The 19248-nt window shown below is 70.3% G+C and carries 16 protein-coding genes and 1 pseudogene; 11 read left to right on the forward strand and 6 right to left on the reverse strand.

From position 1 onward, the window contains the following. Window positions 1-20: 20 nt before the first annotated feature. Together OHO83_RS25865 and OHO83_RS25870 are read right to left on the reverse strand one after the other, a co-directional pair. A complete protein-coding gene (locus OHO83_RS25865; protein WP_266671579.1) occupies window positions 21-227 on the reverse strand; it encodes a DUF397 domain-containing protein in 207 nt (68 codons plus the stop codon). Continuing rightward, a complete protein-coding gene (locus OHO83_RS25870) occupies window positions 208-1059 on the reverse strand; it encodes a helix-turn-helix domain-containing protein (RefSeq protein ID WP_266671577.1) in 852 nt (283 codons plus the stop codon). Before OHO83_RS25870 ends, OHO83_RS25865 begins: the two co-directional genes overlap by 20 nt. A 119-nt stretch (window positions 1060-1178) precedes the next feature. Here OHO83_RS25870 and OHO83_RS25875 point away from each other — a divergent pair, with 119 nt between their 5' ends. Genes OHO83_RS25875 through OHO83_RS25885 form a run of 3 tightly spaced genes read left to right on the forward strand, consistent with a single transcriptional unit; the run spans window position 1179 to window position 2709 of the window. Beyond that, on the forward strand, window positions 1179-1598 hold the full coding sequence (locus OHO83_RS25875) for an ATP-binding protein (protein ID WP_266671575.1): 420 nt from the start codon (window positions 1179-1181) through the stop codon (window positions 1596-1598). Further along, window positions 1598-1837 carry a hypothetical protein gene (locus OHO83_RS25880; protein WP_266671573.1) on the forward strand — a complete coding sequence of 80 codons (240 nt, stop codon included), beginning with the start codon at window positions 1598-1600 and terminating at the stop codon, window positions 1835-1837. The genes OHO83_RS25875 and OHO83_RS25880 overlap by 1 nt, the downstream gene beginning before the upstream one ends. 23 nt (window positions 1838-1860) lie before the next feature. Continuing rightward, a complete protein-coding gene (locus tag OHO83_RS25885) occupies window positions 1861-2709 on the forward strand; it encodes a DUF3626 domain-containing protein (RefSeq protein ID WP_266671571.1) in 849 nt (282 codons plus the stop codon). Window positions 2710-2970: 261 nt separating this feature from the next. Here the strand turns inward: OHO83_RS25885 and OHO83_RS25890 are convergent, their stop codons facing one another. From OHO83_RS25890 to OHO83_RS25900, 3 genes are all read right to left on the reverse strand, one after another. After that, complete coding sequence (locus OHO83_RS25890) at window positions 2971-3366, reverse strand: hypothetical protein (RefSeq protein ID WP_330279789.1); 396 nt, start codon at window positions 3364-3366, stop codon at window positions 2971-2973. Window positions 3367-3555: 189 nt separating this feature from the next. Next, window positions 3556-3726 carry a hypothetical protein gene (locus OHO83_RS25895; protein WP_266671567.1) on the reverse strand — a complete coding sequence of 57 codons (171 nt, stop codon included), beginning with the start codon at window positions 3724-3726 and terminating at the stop codon, window positions 3556-3558. Between the two features lie 204 nt (window positions 3727-3930). Continuing rightward, a complete protein-coding gene (locus OHO83_RS25900; protein WP_266671565.1) occupies window positions 3931-6930 on the reverse strand; it encodes an AfsR/SARP family transcriptional regulator in 3000 nt (999 codons plus the stop codon). 165 nt (window positions 6931-7095) lie between these two features. Between OHO83_RS25900 and OHO83_RS25905 the strand changes: the two genes are divergently transcribed. The 7 genes and pseudogenes from OHO83_RS25905 (at window position 7096) to OHO83_RS25935 (ending at window position 16624) form a co-directional block, all read left to right on the forward strand. Next, entirely contained in the window at window positions 7096-8346 is a 1251-nt protein-coding gene (locus OHO83_RS25905; RefSeq protein WP_266671563.1) for an amidohydrolase family protein, read from the forward strand. A 62-nt stretch (window positions 8347-8408) separates the two neighbouring features. Continuing rightward, window positions 8409-9287 (forward strand): TIGR03619 family F420-dependent LLM class oxidoreductase, encoded by an 879-nt coding sequence (locus OHO83_RS25910; protein WP_405638357.1) that lies wholly within the window; start codon window positions 8409-8411, stop codon window positions 9285-9287. A gap of 26 nt (window positions 9288-9313) precedes the next feature. Beyond that, window positions 9314-10093 (forward strand): SDR family NAD(P)-dependent oxidoreductase, encoded by a 780-nt coding sequence (locus tag OHO83_RS25915; RefSeq protein WP_266671559.1) that lies wholly within the window; start codon window positions 9314-9316, stop codon window positions 10091-10093. Between the two features lie 145 nt (window positions 10094-10238). Continuing rightward, window positions 10239-11357, forward strand: coding sequence for an LLM class flavin-dependent oxidoreductase (locus OHO83_RS25920; RefSeq protein WP_116512464.1), 1119 nt, complete (start codon window positions 10239-10241; stop codon window positions 11355-11357). Between the two features lie 154 nt (window positions 11358-11511). Then, window positions 11512-13245: pseudogene (locus OHO83_RS25925) on the forward strand (N-acyl-D-amino-acid deacylase family protein); the annotation flags it as partial. Window positions 13246-13334: 89 nt separating this feature from the next. Continuing rightward, the gene (locus OHO83_RS25930) at window positions 13335-14801 is read left to right on the forward strand and encodes an aldehyde dehydrogenase family protein (RefSeq protein ID WP_266671555.1); all 1467 of its coding nucleotides are present in this window, start codon (window positions 13335-13337) and stop codon (window positions 14799-14801) included. Window positions 14802-15058: 257 nt separating this feature from the next. Continuing rightward, window positions 15059-16624 carry an APC family permease gene (locus OHO83_RS25935; RefSeq protein ID WP_266671553.1) on the forward strand — a complete coding sequence of 522 codons (1566 nt, stop codon included), beginning with the start codon at window positions 15059-15061 and terminating at the stop codon, window positions 16622-16624. Between the two features lie 28 nt (window positions 16625-16652). Here OHO83_RS25935 and OHO83_RS25940 read toward each other — a convergent pair whose 3' ends face one another. Further along, complete coding sequence (locus tag OHO83_RS25940) at window positions 16653-18182, reverse strand: CehA/McbA family metallohydrolase (protein ID WP_266671551.1); 1530 nt, start codon at window positions 18180-18182, stop codon at window positions 16653-16655. A 166-nt stretch (window positions 18183-18348) separates the two neighbouring features. On the opposite strand from OHO83_RS25940, the gene OHO83_RS25945 reads away from it, so the two are divergent. Further along, window positions 18349-19179 carry an LLM class F420-dependent oxidoreductase gene (locus OHO83_RS25945; protein WP_266671549.1) on the forward strand — a complete coding sequence of 277 codons (831 nt, stop codon included), beginning with the start codon at window positions 18349-18351 and terminating at the stop codon, window positions 19177-19179. Window positions 19180-19248: the final 69 nt, after the last annotated feature.

Here is a 19248-nt window from a genome sequence, read left to right on the forward strand (position 1 = left end):
GGCGTGGATTCGGGGCCGGGTCAGCGCTTCAGGTTCGCTACGAAGGAGGCCCAGGCGCGGGTACGGAAGAGGAGGACGGGGCCGCCGGAGCGGGCGGTCTTGGAGTCCCGGACAGGTACGAGGGCGGGGTGGCCGTCGGCTACCTCGACGCATTCGCCGCCACTGCCGTTGCTGTAGCTGCTCTTCCTCCAGCGCGCGCCGCTCAAGTCAAATTCCTTGCTTGCCATTTCGGTAGTCCTCAGCCGCTTCCTCGATCAGGGCGAGGGACGCCTCCGGCGGCAGAGCGGCGGCCCTGAGCAGATCGTACGACCTGCGGTAGTCCTTCACGAGGGCTGGATAGTCGATGAGTTGGCCGCTGTGGAGTCCCTCCGTGTACACCACCGGTGGCGCGTCCGGGAAGGTCATGATCCGGATCATGCCCATCATCATCGGGTGTGCGGCCGCAGTTTCCGGAAGGATCTGTAAAACGCTCTGCGTAGACCGGATCACACGCACGATGTGCTCCAGCAGCCCCGCCATCTCTACTGGTTGCAGTAGTGGGTTACGGATCAGGGACTCGTGCACGATTCCCCAGAACGTCGGATGGTCCTCGCGCTCCCAGAGCTTCGCCCGCTTCATACGAGCGCCGACCTGCTTCTCGACGGTCTCCGGACGCAGCCATGGCAGGGAAGTGTGCACGACTGCCGTGGCGTACGCCTCGGTCTGAAGCAACCCGGGCACGATCATCGGAGCCCAGTCCTCGATGGTCTCCGCGTGCTGTTCCATCTCGGCGACGTCCGCGAAGTACTCCGCGTGCCCCGACTGCCGTGCCTTGCGTGCATCTTCACAACGCCGTTGGAAAAAGCCGTCGGTGTCCAGCTTCTCGTCCACGTGCCTGGCCAGGTCCAGGGGCATGCGGCGCTCGCCACGCTCGATCTGACTGAGGAACGGAACCCCACGAAAGCTTCCCTCCGCCAGTTGTTCGAGGGTGAGCTCAGCCAGTTCCCTCTTGAAGCGCAACTCGGCGCCGTAGAACGAGGGGACGTTCGCCGACGCGTCGGGATCCTTGCGGGAGGACACAACTCACCACCACCGTTTGCCAGTTGCTCTGCGTAACCCAAACCCCTTTCACGCTACGCCGCCCGCCGTCACTGTGTGACTGATTCGTCACGGAGTGCACTCAACAGGAAGGCGTCCGCATGCACCGCCATACCCCCACCGCCGTCGGCGCGAAAGTAGGGACCCCGCCCGACCTGGAGGCCGAGTTGCTCGCCGTCCCGAAAGCCGTACCGGAGCTGCGCCGGGCGGTGCGGGGGCACCTGGGTGTCGCCTGCCTCGAAGTACAGCTCTGTGTGAGCGAGTTGCTGGGCAATGTGATCCGGCATGTGGGGGAGGGGACGCCGGTTCGCGTGCGGGTGGCGCGGGTGGAGGGCGTCGGGATCCGGGTCGAGGTCACGGACCCCGATCCGCGCGTACTCCCCGTGCTGCTGCACGCGACGGGGGAGGACGAGTCGGGCAGGGGCCTCGTGCTGCTCGACGCGGTGGCGCGGCGATGGGGCGTGGAGCAGGGCGCGGCGTCGAAGACGGTCTGGTGCGAGGTCGAGGCGGGGGAGGAGTAGTGCTGCCGGCGCTGCTCGGGCGGGTGCTCGCGTGGCTGCTGCCGGGCCGGGGCACCCGGCGGCGGGCCGTCACGGTGACGGAGCCGGGGCCGGTCGCGGCTCCGCCCCCGCGTGCGCGGCCCCGCAGCCCGTACGCGCGCGAGGCCGCGACGGACTGCCGGGTCGATGTGTCCGACGAGCCGCTGACCCGGCCGTACTACCGCGACCACCGGGCGTCGGAATACATGTGCGCCGGTTGAGCGGCTTGAGGAACACTGCCCGGATGAGCCCCGGTCCCGATGCCTCCCTCACGCCGCAGGAACGGGCCCTGCGTCATGTCGCGTCAGTGGCGACGGGCCCTCCGCTGGACCCGTCGCTGAGGGTGACGCTCAACTTCCACCCGGACCGCCTGCTGCACGGCAAGGCGACCCTGGACGCCCTGGCCGACGACGGCCTGTACCGCTCGCAGTTCGTGACGGGGACGAGCAACGGCGGCCTCACCGCGTATCCCGGAGGGGACCGGTGGCGCTGGGAGAGCCGGATCTTCGACGGGTCTTATGACGAGGCGGCTGCTCATGAGCGGCCGGTCTACGGGGCGTTGAACTTCCGCCGTAAGACGGTGGGGGCGGCGCCGCGGTTCGGATCCGCCCATTTCCGGCTGAGTGCGAAGGCGGTGTCGCGGACCACGTTCTGTTACCCGGACAGCTTCCTTGAGCCCGCGGATTTCGGTGTCGCTGCCCGTATGGGGCTCATCGGTCTCGCCCTGGCCGACCGTCAGGACGACCTGGACGACTACATCGAGGCGCAGGTGCACGGTCCGGTCCGGCTGAACTGTCATGTGGAGGCGGTGGTCCTGGACCCGTGCTACCGGGACTCCCCGGTCGAGTCTGCGGCGCTGCGCCTCGGCTGCCCGGTGGAGTGGCACGGCGGTTTCCGTCTCGGGGTCGATGAACTCCGCCGGCACCCGGGCTACCGAGGTCAGGAGTACGTCGACCTGGCCACGCGGATCGCCGTCGGCGGCGTGCTCGATCCCCGCATCATCGGAGACGCGGCGCGCGCAGGCCGCTACGACCCGCAGTCGGTCAAGAAGGTGTGGCACTACCTGGCGCGCTTCGGGGCACCCCGCGCGTAGGGCGCGCGCACGACGACGGGGCCGAACTCGGCGAGCTCGGCCCCGTCGAGAGGGAGCTGCATCAGGGCTGGTGGTTGTCCAGCGGGGCGATCGGCATGTGGTTGTCCTGGGGCGCGATCGGCGCGTGGCTGTCCAGCGGGCTCACGGGCATGTGGCTGTCCGCCAGTGCCGGCGCAGCCGCGCCGACGACCATGGCAGCGGTGACTGTCCTGCGACACCGAAGATTGATCCATCGCCAACGAACTTGGACCGATACCGGCGTTACGCGCTGAACATGCCGGCATCCATGCGAGACCTCGATGCCCTGCGGTACAGGCGCGCGAGCAGCCGGACCGCACCGACGGCAACGTAGAGCGCGACCAGGACCCCGATTCCGAGGTCGAGCCAGTCATGGGCGGTGCCCCTGAAGAGTGAGGCCCACGCCCTGGCCCCCGCGACGGATCCGGCAACCACCAGCAGCACCGACATCACGGCGCCCAACACCTTGGCGGCCCTGGGGCGCCGCTCTTTGAGCAGTTCGCTCCCCGTGCTGAGCGCGACCAGCGCGGGGAAAGCATCGTGCGGCTCCAGATGCCCCGTCCCGATTGCGTCCACGATGTTGATCACAACGCCGATCGAGCAGATGACCAGTACGCCTTGTGATATTCGGCGGCTCATCAACCCTCGCTTGCAGGAAACTTCGGTGGCAATGGATCAATCGTCGCTGACACGGCGGTGGGCGCCAGCGTGAAATCGAGCGGCTTCCGCCAGAGTTCGGCCTGAGCGAGTCACCCCGCCCGGACATGACTCGGCCGCGACGGCTCCCCCTCCGCGCCGCCGCGGCCGATCCCCGTCGGGAAGAAAGTCTCAGGCGTCCTTGGGCGGAGCCGGCATGTGGCTGTCCAGGGTGACTATGGCGTCGTCGCTCGGAGGCGCGGGCATGTGGCTGTCCTGAGTGGTCACCTTGCCGTCGCTCGGAGGCGCGGGCATGTGGCTGTCCTGGGTGGTGATTTCTTCGGTCTTCTTTGCGTCGCTCATACTCGCGAACTCCCATGGATTGACGGTGTGCTGGGTGGGAAACGCCCGTTCGGCAACTCCCCCGTGGGTCGCCGAACGGGCGTTCCGGGGCCGCTCACCCTATCTGTGAGGCCCGTGACAATCCGTCTGCCCCCCGACGCGACGGATCGATGGATTGAGAGTCGCAGCTGCTCATAAACGTTCGATGAACGTCCGCCCGGGGTGTCAGGCGGCGGCGACCGGAGAAAGGAGCTGCCGCAGCTCAACGGCCTCGGAAGCGTCCGCCAGCTCATGGATGGCCAAAGCCTCACGCCAACAGGCTCGTGCTCGGTCGACCTGGGCAAGGGCGTCCAGGGCGCGTCCAAGAAGTGTCAGCACGTTGGCGCGCATCCACTCGCCGCCGATACAGCCGGTACCCAGGGCCTGTTCCGCATGCTGTGCGGCTTGCGCAGGTCGGCGCGCCGAGAGGTGTACCTGTGCGAGGCGGTAATGTGTCGTGCCTTCCCAGAGCCGCTGCCGGTTCTCCACGAAGACCTTCAGCGCCTCGGTGAGCTCTCCCAGAGCCTCGGCTTGCTCCCCCTTGTTGCTCAGGGCGATCCCCAGGGCGTATCGGGCGTTGGCGAGGCGGAAAGTCAGCCCCAGTTCGTCGTAGATGGTCACGCCTTGGCGAGCCAGTTCGATGGCTGCCGTTGTGCGGCCCATGGAGACAAGGACCCGGGAGAGGTTGCAGACCGCGCTGGCCTCACCGGGACGATTTCCATCTGTCCGGAACGACTCGATTGCTGTGAGCAAGTGAGATTCGCTCAGTGTTGGCTCGTTTCGGAGAGCAGCGATGATCCCCTGTTCGTTGGGGGCGTTGCCGCTGGTCCATGGGTCGCCGGACTTGTTCCCAAGGGCTATGGCTCGTTCAGCCTCCGCGCCGGCTTCGTCGAACCTTCCGGCCCTGCTGAGAACTTGCGCGAGTGTTGTACGGGCTCGGCCCTCAGCGTGTGCTTCGCGAGCGCCTGCCGCCGCGTCCCGAGCAGACATGGCAGCGACTTCGTAGCGCAATGCGCTGACTCCGGACTCGGCCAGATCTTTCGAAGCCAACAGGAGATCGACTGCCCGCCGCAGTGTGCCTGCCCCCAGCGACTGCTGAACGCAGGCCAGAATGCAGGCCGCCTCCGCGTGCAGCCAGTCCAGTGCCGTGCCGTCGTCCGTGAATTCCTGGCCCGGGTGGCGGGTCGTCTCCAGGTGATCCACCGTCCGGTCCCCCGGCCGCTCGATCGCATAGACCCGGGCCGCCGTGGCCAGATAGAAGTCCAGCAGCCGGGACATCGCCGCTTCCCGCTCCTGTGGCGGCAGCTCGTCCCGCTCCGCGCACGCACGCGCGTAGAGCCGGACCAGGTCGTGGTAGCGGTAGCGGCCGGGGGCCGCCGACTCCAGCAGGGACGTGTCGACCAGGGACTCCAGGAGGTCCTCCGTCGGCTCGACCGGGAGGTCCAGGACCGCTGCCGCCGCAGCGAGGGAGATGTCCGGGCCGTCCGCGAGGCCCAGCAGCCGGAAGGCCCTGGCCTGCGCGGGCTCCAGCTGGCCGTAGCCCAGTTCGAACGTCGCCTTGACCGCCAGGTCGCCCGCCTGGAGTTCGTCCAGGCGACGGCGCTCGTCGGCGAGCTTCGCCGCGAGGACCGAGACCGTCCATGTGCGCCGTGCCGCCAGGCGCGACGCCGCGATGCGGATGGCGAGGGGAAGGAAGCCGCACGCGGCGACCACGTCGAGGGCCGCTTCCCGCTCGGAGGCGACCCGTTCCGCGCCCACGATCTTCGTGAAGAGCTGGAGCGCTTCCTCCGGTGACATCACGTCGAGGTCCACGAGATGCGCGCCCACGAGGTCGACCATGCGGACGCGGCCCGTGATGAGCGCCGCGCAGCCTTCCGTGCCGGGGAGCAGGGGGCGGACCTGGGCGGCGTCGCGGGCGTTGTCCAGGAGGACGAGGACGCGGCGGCCGTCGAGCGTGGAACGGTAGAGCGCCGAGCGTTCCTCCAGGGAGTCGGGGATCGCCGAGTCGGCCGTGCCGAGCGCGCGCAGGAACGAGCCGAGGACCGTCTCCGGTTCCGCCGCGCGTGAGCCGGCACCCTGGAGGTCGACGTACAGCTGGCCGTCGGGGAAGGACGGGCGGGCGGCGTGGGCCACGTGGACGGCGAGCGTCGTCTTGCCCACGCCACCGATCCCGGCCACCGCGGACACCGCCATGACCTGGCCCTCCCCGTCGGGGGAGGACGCGGAGGCCAGGATGTCGCGCAGTTCGGTCACGAATGAGGCCCGGCCGGTGAAGTCCGGGACCGTGGCGGGCAGCTGGGCCGGGCGGAGCGGGGCCGCCGAAGGCTCCGCCGTGGGGGCGGACGGTTCCGCGAGCGCAGGGTCCGCCTGGAGGATGCGCTGCTGGAGTTCGGCGAGGCCGTGGCGGGGGTCGACGCCGAGTTCGTCGGCGAGGAGACGGCGGGTGTCGGCGTAGACGGCGAGGGCCTCGGCCTGGCGGCCGGAGCGGTAGAGGGCCAGCATGAGGAGCTCGCGCAGGCGTTCGCGCAGGGGGTGAGCGGCGGTGAGGGCGGTGAGTTCGGAGACCGCCTCCGCGTGGCAGCCCTGCTCCAGGTCCATGTCGAGGCGGGACTCGAGCAGGCCGAGGCGCCATTCCTCCAGGCGGGCGCGCTGGGTCTCGGCGTACGGGCCGGGGATGTTGGCGAGAGGCTCGCCGTCCCACAGGGCCAACGCCCGGTTGACCAGTTCGCGTGCCTTGCACAGGTCCCCGGCGCTCCGGGCCTTCTCCGCGTCGGAGCGCAGCGCCTCCGCCGCGGCCAGGTCGAGCGCGTCGCCGCTCACGGAGCGGATCGCGTAGCCGCCGGACTCGCTGACGAGGACGCCGGGGTCGAGGATCTTGCGCAGCCGGGAGGCGTACGTACGGACGGCGGCGAGAGCCTGCGACGGGGGTTCGTCGCCCCACAGGGCGTCGATCAGCTCGGCGGCGGTCGCGGTGCGTCCCTCGCGCAGCAGGAGCGCCGCGAGCAGGGCGCGCTGCTGCGGTGAGCCCGTGGTCAGGAGCTCGTCGCCGCGCCAGGCGCGCACCGGGCCGAGCACACTGAAGCGCAGGCGCGCCGGGACCTCCGTGGCCTCGGGCAGCTCAGCGCTCCCGGTGCTTTCGGAGGTCCCGGCGTACCGCTGCTCCGGTACTCGCGGTACACCGTCCATCGCTGCCCCCTGCCGCACGCGTCGGATCCAAAGACGACGAGGCCAGTTTGCCTTGTTCATGGCGGATGCGTCAGCCACGCGAGACAGCCATCACAGACACCTCACCTCATGTCCCCGCCGTCCGGAGAGCTGACGGGTCGTCAGATCAGCGCTACCGTGGTCGACATGGAGACCAAGGAGACCAAGGAGAGCCCGCAGGTCTTCCCCCGGATCATTTCGGTGGACGACCACACTGTGGAACCGCCCGGCGTCTGGCAGGACCGCCTCCCGGCCAAGTACCGGGACGAAGGCCCGCGCATCGTGCGCGCCCCCCTGAAGGAAATGACGTTCCTGGGCGGCAAGTTCGCGCCGGTCATGGGCGCGCCCGGGGACGAGGGGCCGATAGGCGACTGGTGGGTCTACGAGGACCTGCACCGGCCCCTCACCCGCCTCGACACCGCCGTCGGCTACGACCGTGACGAGATCAGGCTGGAGGTCATCACGTACGAGCAGATGCGTCCGGGCTCGTACGACGTGCCGGCCCGGCTCGCCGACATGGACGTCAACCACGTCCAGTCCGCGCTCTGCTTCCCCACCTTCCCGCGCTTTTGCGGGCAGACGTTCACCGAGGCCAAGAACCGTGAACTCGGGCTGCTCGGCGTGCGCGCGTACAACGACTGGATGGTGGAGGAGTGGTGCGGGCCGCAGGCCCGGGGCCGGCTCATACCGCTCACCCTCGTCCCGCTGTGGGACGCCGAGCTCGCCGCGGCGGAGGTGCGACGCAACGCCGCCCGGGGCGTGCGTGCCGTCGCCTTCTCCGAGATACCGCCGCACCTGGGCCTGCCGTCCGTCCACACGGACGAGTGGGACCCCTTCCTGCGGGCCTGCGACGAGACCGGCACCGTCATCGCGATGCACATCGGGTCGTCCAGCAAGATGCCGTCGACCTCGCCCGACGCGCCGCCCGCCGTCGGCTCGACCATCACCTTCGCGAACTGCTGCTTCTCGATGGTCGACTGGCTGATGAGCGGCAAGTTCGAGCGCTTCCCGAACCTGAGGATCATGTACGCCGAGGGGCAGATCGGCTGGATCCCGTACATCCTGGAGCGCGCGGACGTCGTCTGGGAGGAGAACCGCGGCTGGGGCGGCGTCGCCGACAAGGTCCGCAAGCGGCCCTCCGAGTACTTCGCCGACCATGTCTACGGCTGCTTCTTCGACGACGCGTTCGGGCTCAGGAACCTCGACGCGATCGGCGTCGCGAACGTGCTCTACGAGACCGACTACCCGCACTCCGACTCCACCTGGCCGAAGTCCAAGGAGGTCGGAGAGGCGCAGATGGGGCACCTGGACGCCGACGTCGTCGAGCGCATCGTGCGCGGCAACGCCATCGACCTGCTGGGGCTGACCGACGACGGACTCTGGGCGGGGCAGCGGTGAGCGGCCGGGCGCCGGGGCGTCTGGCCTACGGCATCCAGCTCCCGGTCCAGTCCCAGTCCACGATGTACGCCGAGAGCTGGGAGGCCGGCGCCGGAGCCGCCGACCTCGCCGAGATCGCCCGCATCGCCGACCGGACCGGCTTCGACTACATCGCCTGCTGCGACCACGTGGCGATCCCGCGCCGCCTCGCCGACGCGATGAGCACCACCTGGTACGACCCGGTGGCCACGCTCGCGTACCTCGCGGGCATCACGGAGAACGTGCGCCTCATGAGCCACGTCGCGATCGTCGGCCTGCGCCATCCGCTGGCCACCGCCAAGCAGTACGCGACCCTCGACCATCTCTCCGGGGGCCGGCTGATCCTCGGGGTGGGGGCAGGGCACGTACAGGAGGAGTTCGAGGCGCTAGGGGTGGACTTCGCGCGGCGCGGGGCCGTGCTCGACGAGGCCGTGGACGCGCTGAGGGCGGCGCTCGGGCCGGAGGAGTATCCGTCGTTCAAGGGGGAGCGGTACGCCTTCGAGGGGCTCGGGCAGCGGCCGCGTCCCGCGCAGAGCCGGGTCCCCGTGTGGGTGGGCGGTTCCTCGGTCCCGGCGGTGCGCCGCGCCGCCGTGAAGGGGGACGGATGGCTGCCGCAGGGGGACAGCCGGGAGCAACTGCCGGGACAGATAGCGAAGCTGAAGCGGCTGCGGGAGGAGGCGGGTGTCGAGGCTCCCGTCACCGTGGGCGCGATCGCCGAGCCTCTCTACGTGGGCGTACCCGCGTGGCACGTCGGGCGGCGCACCCTGTCCGGCGCCCCGCAGGCCCTCGCCGAGTCACTGCGCGCGTACGGCGCGATGGGCGTGGACCAGATCCAGGTCAGGTTCCGCTCCCGGAGCCTCGGTGAACTCACCGACCAGATGGCGGCGTTCGCCGCCGACGTCGCTCCGCACCTGAACGACTAGGCACCTCAAGGACTAGGAGTACCGGCATGGGCAAGCTGGACGGGCGCGTCGTCGTCATCACGGGCGCGGCGCGCGGGCAGGGCGAGCAGGAGGCGCGGCTGTTCGCCGCGGAGGGTGCCAGGGTGGTGCTCGGGGATGTCCTGGACGACCAGGGCGAGGCGCTCGCCAAGGAGATAGGCGGGCACTACGTCCATCTGGACGTGAGCCGCGAGGACGACTGGACGGCCGCCGTCGCCGCCGCGAAGAAGGCGTACGGGAAGATCGACGGGCTCGTGAACAATGCCGGGATCCTGCGGTTCAACGAGCTGGTCAGCACGCCTCTGGACGAGTTCCAGCAGATCATCCAGGTCAACCAGGTGGGTGCCTTCCTCGGGATCAAGACCGTCGCGCCCGAGATCGAGGCCGCCGGCGGGGGCACGATCGTGAACACGGCCTCCTACACGGGGGTGACGGGCATGGCGTACGTCGGCGCGTACACCGCCACCAAGCACGCGATCGTGGGGCTGACGAAGGTGGCGGCCCTCGAACTGGCCGCGAAGAAGATCCGCGTGAACGCCGTCTGTCCCGGTGCCATCGACACCGCGATGAGCAATCCCTCGCAGCTGGACCCGGGCGCGGACACCGAGGAGGCCTCGCAGGCGCTCGACGAGCTGTACCGCAAGCTCGTGCCGCTGGGGCGGGTCGGGCAGCCCGAGGAGGTGGCGCGGCTCGCGCTGTTCCTGACCTCGCAGGAGGACTCCGCGTACATCACGGGCCAGCCGTTCGTCATCGACGGCGGGTGGCTGGCGGGCGTCAGCGTGCTGTGATCCCACCTGATCTGACGCTGCATCAGGTATTGACGCTGTACGGGCACGGTGAAACAGTCGGCACATCGAATCTGACGGTACGTCAGAAAGAGCGCAGGAGCTTCTGACGCAGCCGCCGGTCACAGACAGGGGACGGTGAACCTCCTTGGAATTCGGGCTCTTTGTACAGGGATATGTGGGCAAGCGGGCCGAGACCGACCCGCTCGCCGAGCACAAGGCGCTGATGGAGGAGACCGAGTACGTCATCCAGGCGGACAAGTCGGGCTTCAAGTACGCCTGGGCGTCCGAGCACCACTTCCTGGAGGAGTACTCGCACCTCTCCGCCAACGACGTCTTCCTCGGCTACCTCGCCCACGCCACCGAACGCATCCACCTCGGCTCCGGCATCTTCAACCCGCTCGCCCAGGTCAACCACCCGGTGAAGGTCGCCGAGAAGGTCGCCATGCTCGACCACCTCAGCGAGGGGCGGCACGAGTTCGGCAGCGGGCGCGGCGCGGGCAGCCACGAGATCCTCGGCTTCATCCCCGGCGTCACCGACATGAACTACACGAAGGAGATCTGGGAAGAGACCATCGCCGAGTTCCCGAAGATGTGGCTCCAGGAGGAGTACGTCGGGTTCAAGGGCAAGCACTGGCAGCTGCCGCCGCGCAAGATCTTCCCCAAGCCGTACGGGAAGGCGCACCCCGCCATGTGGTACGCGGCCGGCTCCCCGCCCTCGTACGCGATGGCCGCCAGGAAGGGACTCGGCGTCCTGGGCTTCAGTGTCCAGAAGGTCTCCGACATGGAGTGGGTGCTCGACCAGTACAAGTCGAACATCGGCAAGGCGGAGCCCGTCGGGGCGTTCGTCAACGACAACGTCATGGTGACCTCGACCGCGATCTGCGCGCCGACCCACGCGGAGGCCGTACGGATCGCCGCGACCGGCGGGCTGCACTACCTCCAGTCGCTCGTCTTCCGCTACCACGACACGTTCCCGCGGCCCGAGGGCTTCCCCGTGTGGCCCGAGACGCTGCCCGAGTTCAACGAGGAGATCATCGAACTCCTCATCGCCGAGGAGCTGCTGATCTGCGGCGACCCGGACGAGGTGCTCACGCAGTGCAAGCGGTGGGAGCAGGCGGGCGCCGACCAGCTGTCGTTCGGCATGCCGATCGGCATCTCCAAGGAGGACACGCTCCAGTCGATCAAGCTGATCGGCGAGCACGTCATCCCGAAGATCGACACGGATCCGGTGCACCGGACGACGCGCTTCCGTGAGGCCGTCTGATCAGGCCCGGCCCATGGACCGCCCCGGCCCCTCCTTTCCCGGACGGGGGTCGGGGCCCCTGGGGTTGCGGGTCACTCCTCGAACGCGCCGGACGGGCGCACCGCCGAGTGACGCGAACTCGCCAGTACTCACCCTTCAGGAGGGGGACGACCTCGTGCTCGACCACCTGATCAAAGGAGCGACCGTAGTCGACGGGACGGGAGCCCCCGCCTACGTCGCCGACGTGGGGATACGCGACGGGCGTATCGCCGTCATCGCCGAGCCGGGGGCCGTGGCGGAGCCCGCGGCGGGCAGCGAGGATGCGCGCGGCCGGATCCTCGCCCCCGGCTTCGTCGACCCGCACACCCACTACGACGCCCAGCTGTTCTGGGACCCGTACGCGACGCCGTCCCTGAACCACGGGGTGACGACCGTCGCGGGCGGCAACTGCGGCTTCACGCTCGCCCCGCTGCACCCGGAGCGGCCCGAGGACGCCGACTACACGCGCCGGATGATGTCCAAGGTCGAGGGCATGTCGCTGGTCGCGCTGGAGGAGGGCGCGCCCTGGACGTGGAACTCGTTCGGTGAGTATCTGGACGCCCTCGACGGGCGGATCGCCGTCAACGCCGGCTTCATGGTCGGGCACTGCGCGCTGCGCCGGTACGTGATGGGCGCGGACGCGGTCGGCGGGCAGCCGACGCCCGAGCAGCTTGAGCAGATGCTCGCCCTGTTCCACGAGGCGATGGACGCGGGCGCCTGGGGCTTCTCGACCACGCAGTCCTCGACGCACTCGGACGGCGACGGGCAGCCGGTCGCCTCGCGGCACGCGCGGCCCGAGGAACTGCTCGCGCTCAGCCGCGCCGTCGCCGAGCACGAGGGCACCCAGATCGAGGCGATCGTCGCCGGGTGCCTCGACCAGTTCAGCGACGACGAGATCGACCTGTTCGTCGAGATGAGCGCGGCCGCCGGGCGGCCCCTGAACTGGAACGTCCTCACCATCGACGCGGCCGTCCCCGAGCGGGTGCCGCGCCAGCTGATCCCCAGCGAGCGGGCCCGCAAGGCCGGCGGCCGGATCGTCGCGCTGACCATGCCGATCCTGACCCCCATGAACATGTCGCTCGGCACGTTCTGCGCCCTGAACCTCATCCCCGGTTGGGGCGAGATCCTCTCCCTGCCCGTCGACGAGCGGATCGCGAAGCTCCGCGACCCGGCCGTGCGAGCGGAGATGCTGCGGCGCGCGGACAGCAAGGAGGTCGGCGTCTTCCGGCGGCTCGCCCACTTCGGGCGGTACGTCATCGGGGACACGTACGCGCAGGCGAACGAGGGCCTGACCGGGCGCGTGGTGGACGACATCGCGGCCGAGCGCGGCCAGGAACCCTTCGAGTGCATCATCGAGATCTGCGCGAACGACCGTCTGCGGACGGTCCTTTGGCCCATGCCCAGCGACAACGACCCGGACTCGTGGGCCCTGCGCGCCGAGACCTGGAGCCACGAGGACGTGCTCCTCGGAGGGTCCGACGCGGGGGCTCACCTGGACCGGATGTGCGGGGCGCCGTACACGACGCGCTTCCTCGGGGACTGTCTGCGCGGGCGGAAGCTGGCTGGGATCGAGGAGGCGGTGAAGATGCTCACCGACGATCCGGCGCGGCTCTTCGGGCTGCGTGAACGCGGCCGGATCGAGGAGGGCTGGCACGCGGATCTCGTCCTGTTCGACCCGGAGCGGATCGACGCGGGCAAGGCCACCCTCGTCCACGACCTGCCCGGCGACAGCCCGCGCCTCGACTCGAAGGCGATCGGCATCAACGCCGTCTGGGTCAACGGCGTCGAGGTCATCCGCGAGGACGTCGTGACGGGGGCCGTGCCCGGGACCGTGCTGCGGTCGGGCCGCGACACGAGGACGGTGAGCACGCTGCACCTTCCCGGGGGGCAGCCCCCGGACCCCCGGCCGGACAAGAAGGCGGTCCGGGGCTCGGCGAGTGAGACCCCGGGCGGCACCACATGACGCACGCGCAGAGGCTGTTCATCGGCGGCGAGTGGACCGAGCCGGACGGCGGGCACTACGAGGTCGTCGACCCCGCGTCGGAGGAGGTCGTCGGGCTCGCCCCCGAGGCGTCCCGCGCGCAGGTCCACGACGCGGCGTCGGCGGCCCGCGAGGCCTTCGCGTCCTGGTCCGCCACGAGGCCGGAGGAGCGCGCCGCGATCCTGGACCGGGCCGCCGACGTGATGCAGCGCGACTTCGCGGCGAACGCGGAACTCGCGCAGGCGGAGAGCGGCGCGACGAGCGGGACGGCGCGCGGGATGCAGGTCGCGGTCGGGGTGGCGCGGTTCCGCCGCTACGCGAAGGGCGCGCTCGAACCCGTCGAGCAGGGGCTGCCGCCGCAGATCAACGAGGCGGGACCCATGGGGAAGGCGGGCGTGCTCGGGGCGCTCGCCGTACGGCAGCCTGTCGGCGTCGTCACCTGCATCACGTCGTACAACAACCCGTGGGCGAACCCGGCCGGGAAGGTCGCCCCGGCGCTCGCCATGGGGAACACGGTCGTCGTGAAGCCCGCCCCGCAGGACCCGCTGTCGGTGTACCGGATGGCGGCCGCTCTGGAGGAGGCGGGGGCACCGCCCGGTGTGGTGAACGTGGTCAGCGGGACGGCTGTGGACGTGGGCGAGGCGGCCGTCGACTCGCCGGACGTCGACATGGTCAGCTTCACCGGCTCCACCGCGGTCGGCCGGCGCATCGGCGAGGTGTGCGGGCGCGGGATGAAGCGGCAGCTGATGGAGCTGGGCGGCAAGGGCGCGGCGCTCGTCTTCGACGACCTGGACGAGGCGGGTCTCGCCTCGGCGGTCTCGGGGATCGGCACGACGTACGCCTTCTACAGCGGGCAGATCTGCACGGCGCCGACGCGGGTGATCGCGCAGCGCGGGGTGTACGACGCGCTCGTCTCGAAGCTGGCCGCGTACGTCGGCCACATGAAGGTGGGCGATCCGAGGGCGCGGGGGACGGTCGTCGGGCCGGTGATCTCGGCGGCGCACCGCGACCGCGTCGAGTCGTACGTCGAGCTGGGCCGCAAGGAGGGGGCACGGGTCGTCGCGGGCGGCGAGCGGCCGGCGCTGGACCGGGGTTTCTATGTCGCCCCGACGCTTCTCGCGGACTGCACCAACGACATGCGGGTCGTGCGGGAGGAGATCTTCGGCCCGGTCGTGGTGGTCGTGCCCTTCGACGACGAGGAGGAGGGAGTGGCTCTCGCCAACGACAGCGAGTACGGCCTGATCGACTACGTGTGGTCGGGGGACGTGGCGCGGGCGTTCCGGGTGGCCCGGCGGCTGCGGGCCGGCGGGGTCGGAGTGAACACGGTCGGCCGGAACATGGAGGCGCCGTTCGGCGGCTTCAAGCAGAGCGGCGTGGGCCGGGACGTGGGCTCGTACGCGCTGCACGCCTACAGCGAGCTCCAGTCGATCGTGTGGCAGGGGTGACGGCAGGAGGGGACCGCGGGGGACGGCGCGGGTAACCGCCGGAGACATCACACGGAAAATTTTGAACCCGGCAAATCGGGCGCTGCTGCGATTACCGAATATCGGACGTCGTCGGTAATTCCTTCCGATGAATGGGGTTAACCTGAAGATGCCTTGAGGGCGTGGGATGGTTACGTGAATCGGCCATCGATTCAAAGGTGGCCGGTTTCAGTCCATGTCCCCCTTATGCGGAAACCGCAGCATTTAACGTCCTGTTCATGACTGAGCTGGACGCGCGGCCGACGCAGGCTGCCCACGACACGGCAGGCGGCGCCCCCGACGGGGGCGTCCGCAGCAAGGGCCTCGGCGGGAACTCCGTCGGGCTGGTCGGCAGCGCGGTCATCGGTATCTCGACCGTGGCGCCCGTCTACTGCCTGACCTCGACGCTCGGCTCCACGTCCGGCGAGGTCGGCCTCCAGATGCCCGCCGTGTTCCTGGCCGGGTTCCTGCCGATGCTGCTCGTCGCCTTCGCCTACCGCGAGCTGAACAAGGCCATGCCCGACTGCGGCACGTCGTTCACATGGACCGTGAAGGCCTTCGGCCCGCGCGTGGGCTGGATGTGCGGCTGGGGCCTCGTCATCGCGACGATCATCGTGCTGTCCAACCTGGCCGGTGTCGCGACGTCGTACTTCTGGCTCCTCGCGGGCGAGATCACCGGCAACACCTCCGTCGGCGCCCTGGACGACAACAAGGCCGTCCACATCGTCACCTGTCTCGCCCTGATCGCCGCCGCGACCGCGATCAGTTACCGCGGCATGACGGCGACGAAGGGCGTCCAGTTCACGCTCGTCGGCCTCCAGCTCGTCGTGCTCGCCGTGTTCGTCGTGATGGCCGTCGTCAAGGCGGGATCGGCCGAGTTCCCCACGTCCGTGCCGTTCTCCTGGACGTGGCTCGACCCGTTCTCGGTGAAGTCGTTCGGCGCGTTCACCGCGGGCCTGTCCCTGTCGATCTTCATGTACTGGGGCTGGGACACCTGCCTCACCGCGAACGAGGAGACCATCGGCAGCGAGAAGACGCCCGGCCGCGCCGCCCTCATCGCGATGGTCGTGCTCGTCGGCTCCTACCTCGCCACCGGCGTCGCCGCCCAGATGGTCGTCGGCTCCGGCGGCAAGGGCCTCGGCCTCGCCAACCCCGCGACGTCCGACAACGTCTTCGCCGCCCTCGCCGGCCCCGTCATGGGCCCCACCCTCGGCATCCTGCTCTTCGTCGCCGTCCTCGCCTCGGCCGCGGCCAGCCTGCAGACCACGTTCATCCCGGTCGCCCGCACGGTCCTCGCCATGGCGACGTACGAGGCGCTGCCCGCCTCCTACGCCCGCGTCCACCCGCGCTTCAGGACCCCGGGCCGCGCCACGGTCACCGCGGGCGTCGCCACCGGCGTGTTCTACACGGTCATGACGCTGGTCTCCGAGCACGTCCTCGTCGACACGATCTACGCGCTCGGCCTCATGATCTGCTTCTACTACGCGCTCACGGCGTTCGCCTGCGCCTGGTACTTCCGCTCCGAGCTGCTGCGCTCGCCCCGGGACTTCTTCTTCAAGGCCCTCTTCCCCGTCCTCGGCGGTGTCCTGCTGTCCGCCGTGTTCGTGAAGACCCTCGTCGACATGTGGAACCCGGCGTACGGCAGTGGCTCCTCCGTCCTCGGCGTCGGCTCCGTCTTCGTGATCGGCGTCGGCCTGCTGCTCGTCGGCTTCGTGATCATGCTCGTGATGGGGCGGCGCAGCCCGGCGTTCTTCCGCGGCGAGGTGCTGACGCGGGAGACGCCGGTGCTGGTCGTCGAGGACTAGGGCCCCTCGTTCGGATCCGGGACAGCCCCTACTTGCCGAGGAACACCGGGTTCGTGAACGCCGTGAGCGCCCCCGGCAGGCCCGGGACCGTCGGCGCGTGCCGGACCTCGGCCCGTACATAGGCCGCGTACGACGCCGTCGTGCGCCACTCGGCCGTGCCCGACCCGGACTCGGGGAGCGCCGGCGCGGTGAACAGCGTGCCCTGGTCCGTGACCACGTGGAGCGTGCAGCCCGGGGCGCCCTTGACCTCCAGGCGGACGGTGACCGGCGCGTCGGGGTCCACGGGGAGGCGCTCGCCGATGCCCGCGTGCTCGCCGCGCGAGCCGGACGCCGTGAACGTCAGCTCCACGGACTTCGACTCGGCGACGTAACTGCGGCCCGCCTTGATGCCCGCCTGGACGGCCTCCCGGGTCAGGTCGTCGGCGAGGACCACCGTCTGCGGGCCGCCGATGCGGTCCGGGTCGCGGTGGGCGTCGCTGTTGCCCATCGCGGGGATCCACTCACGCGAACCCCGCACGGACGCCACCAGCGTGTTGTCCCAGTCGGCCAGGGAGATCTCGTCGTCCGCCGTGTACGGGCCGTTCCACACCTCGACGGCGTCCGCCTCGCCGAAGCCGAACTTCCAGTTGCAGCCGATGCAGGTGGCGTGCGGATGCGCCGGCACCACCAGGCCGCCGGCCCGCCGGACCTCGCGCGCGTACGTGCCGAAGCGGTTGTCGCGGGCGCGGTAGCGCCAGTCGACGAACGTGCCCGGGTCCGTGCCGAGCGCCACCACGTGCCCGTTACGGGTCGTGATCTCCTCGCCCAGCATGATGAGCAGGTCGTCGCCCGCCTGGTCGGCCCAGTGGGCGTGCGACGAGTACGTGTTGTGGTCGGACGAGTTGATGAAGTCCAGGCCCGCCGCGCGCGCGAGCGCCGCGATCTCGGCGGGCGTGCGCCTGCCGTCCGAGAACCACGAGTGGATGTGGCAGTCCCCGCGGTACCAGGCACGGCCCCGGCCCTTGGCGCGCGAGGGCGGGTACACCGGGCGAGGCGTCCGCCCCTGCTCGCCGTATGTGAGCGTGACGGTCAGCTCGTACGGGAGGCCCTCGGGCGCCACCGTGTACGGGCCGAGCGCGATGTGCCAGGTGCCCGCGCGGACCGGCCCCGGGATGTAGCCCGGCGTCGCGTCGTCCGCCCGTACGAAGAACTCGGTGCGCGCGCCGCCCGACCAGCCGCGGAAGCCCTTCCCGCCGAGCTCGGTGCCCCGCTCGTCGAACACCCCGATGTCCAGGGCGTTGTTCTGCGTACCGGCCGGGACGGTCGCCTTCGTGTAGGTGTACGCGACGTGGATCTCGCGGACCCCGCGCGGCACCTCGACCGGCACGTACACGAAGTCGGGCGCGCCGGGCGGCAGCGTCCCCTTCACGGTGCGCGTCGTCTTCGTTCCGTCCACCGGTGTGCGGCCGTCGGCCGCGCTCGCGAAGCTCACACTGCTCAACGTAAGCGCGGTGGCCGCTCCCGTCACGAACAGCGCGCGTCTGCCCATGCCGGTCGTGGTGTGGTCGTCCTCGCACATGCTGCGGCTCCCAGGGTCTCGTGACGTTCCGTCTGTGACGTGGGTGGTGCATGCAACTCTGGTATTGAGCCGTGAACTCCCCCGTAAGGGAAGGGGAGCGGAGTCTTACGACTGTCCGCCCGGAGAGTCCATGGACTCCTGAGGGGCGGGCCGGTAGTAATGCCCCATGCGGATCTCGACCACGATCTTCCTGACCGACGAGACCATCACCCCCGTGCGGCTCGCGCGTGAGCTGGAGCAACGCGGATTCGCCGGGCTGTATCTGCCCGAGCACACACACATCCCGGTGGAGCGGGCGACGCAGTATCCGGCCGGAGGCGAACTGCCCGCCGAGTACGGCCGCACCCTCGACCCGTTCGTCGCGCTCGGGCAGGTCGCCGCCGTCACCGAGCGGCTCGGGCTCGGCACCGGCATCACGCTGATCGCCCAGCACGACCCCATCGACCTGGCGAAGCAGATCGCCACCCTCGACCACCTCTCCGGCGGCCGTTTCACGCTCGGCCTCGGCTTCGGCTGGAACGTCGAGGAGGCCGCCGACCACGGCGTCGACTGGCGCACGCGGCGCGAGCTCGGCCGGGAGCGCATGGGCCTCATGCGGGCCCTGTGGGCACAGGAACCGACCGCGTACGACGGGGAGTTCGGGGTGTCGGTGCGGGCCAGCCACGCCTACCCGAAGCCGGTGGGCGGCGCGCCCCGCACGCTGATCGGGGGAGCGGCGGGCCCGAAGCTGTTCGCGCACATCACCGAGTACGCCGACGGCTGGCTGCCCATCGGCGGGCGCGGCCTGACCGAGTCGATGCCCGTGCTGCGGGCCGGCTGGGAGGAGGCGGGCCGCGACCCGGCGGACCTGCACGTCGTCCCGTACGCGGTCCTGCCGAGCCCGGGCAAGCTCGCGCACTACGCGGAGCTCGGCATCGACGAGGTCGTCCTCCAACTGCCCCCGGCGGACGAGACATCGGTCCTCAAGATCCTCGACGAGTACGAGCAGTACCTGTAGAGGCGGCGCGGGGCGCGGGTGAAACGTGTATGTCGCGTGATCCCGCGCACGTCAGCGCGGCGCAGACGC

It is taken from the genome of Streptomyces sp. NBC_00569 (assembly GCF_036345255.1).
GTDB lineage: Bacteria > Actinomycetota > Actinomycetes > Streptomycetales > Streptomycetaceae > Streptomyces.

Coding starts and splice junctions, on each gene's coding strand:
- OHO83_RS25890 (WP_330279789.1), bottom strand. CDS start 3,366: ATGAGCCGCCGAATATCACAAGGCGTACTGGTCATCTGCTCGATCGGC.
- OHO83_RS25910 (WP_405638357.1), top strand. CDS start 8,409: ATGTACGCCGAGAGCTGGGAGGCCGGCGCCGGAGCCGCCGACCTCGCC.
- OHO83_RS25900 (WP_266671565.1), bottom strand. CDS start 6,930: ATGGACGGTGTACCGCGAGTACCGGAGCAGCGGTACGCCGGGACCTCC.
- OHO83_RS25895 (WP_266671567.1), bottom strand. CDS start 3,726: ATGAGCGACGCAAAGAAGACCGAAGAAATCACCACCCAGGACAGCCAC.
- OHO83_RS25930 (WP_266671555.1), top strand. CDS start 13,335: ATGACGCACGCGCAGAGGCTGTTCATCGGCGGCGAGTGGACCGAGCCG.
- OHO83_RS25865 (WP_266671579.1), bottom strand. CDS start 227: ATGGCAAGCAAGGAATTTGACTTGAGCGGCGCGCGCTGGAGGAAGAGC.
- OHO83_RS25935 (WP_266671553.1), top strand. CDS start 15,059: ATGACTGAGCTGGACGCGCGGCCGACGCAGGCTGCCCACGACACGGCA.
- OHO83_RS25875 (WP_266671575.1), top strand. CDS start 1,179: ATGCACCGCCATACCCCCACCGCCGTCGGCGCGAAAGTAGGGACCCCG.
- OHO83_RS25940 (WP_266671551.1), bottom strand. CDS start 18,182: ATGTGCGAGGACGACCACACCACGACCGGCATGGGCAGACGCGCGCTG.
- OHO83_RS25885 (WP_266671571.1), top strand. CDS start 1,861: ATGAGCCCCGGTCCCGATGCCTCCCTCACGCCGCAGGAACGGGCCCTG.
- OHO83_RS25915 (WP_266671559.1), top strand. CDS start 9,314: ATGGGCAAGCTGGACGGGCGCGTCGTCGTCATCACGGGCGCGGCGCGC.
- OHO83_RS25905 (WP_266671563.1), top strand. CDS start 7,096: ATGGAGACCAAGGAGACCAAGGAGAGCCCGCAGGTCTTCCCCCGGATC.
- OHO83_RS25945 (WP_266671549.1), top strand. CDS start 18,349: ATGCGGATCTCGACCACGATCTTCCTGACCGACGAGACCATCACCCCC.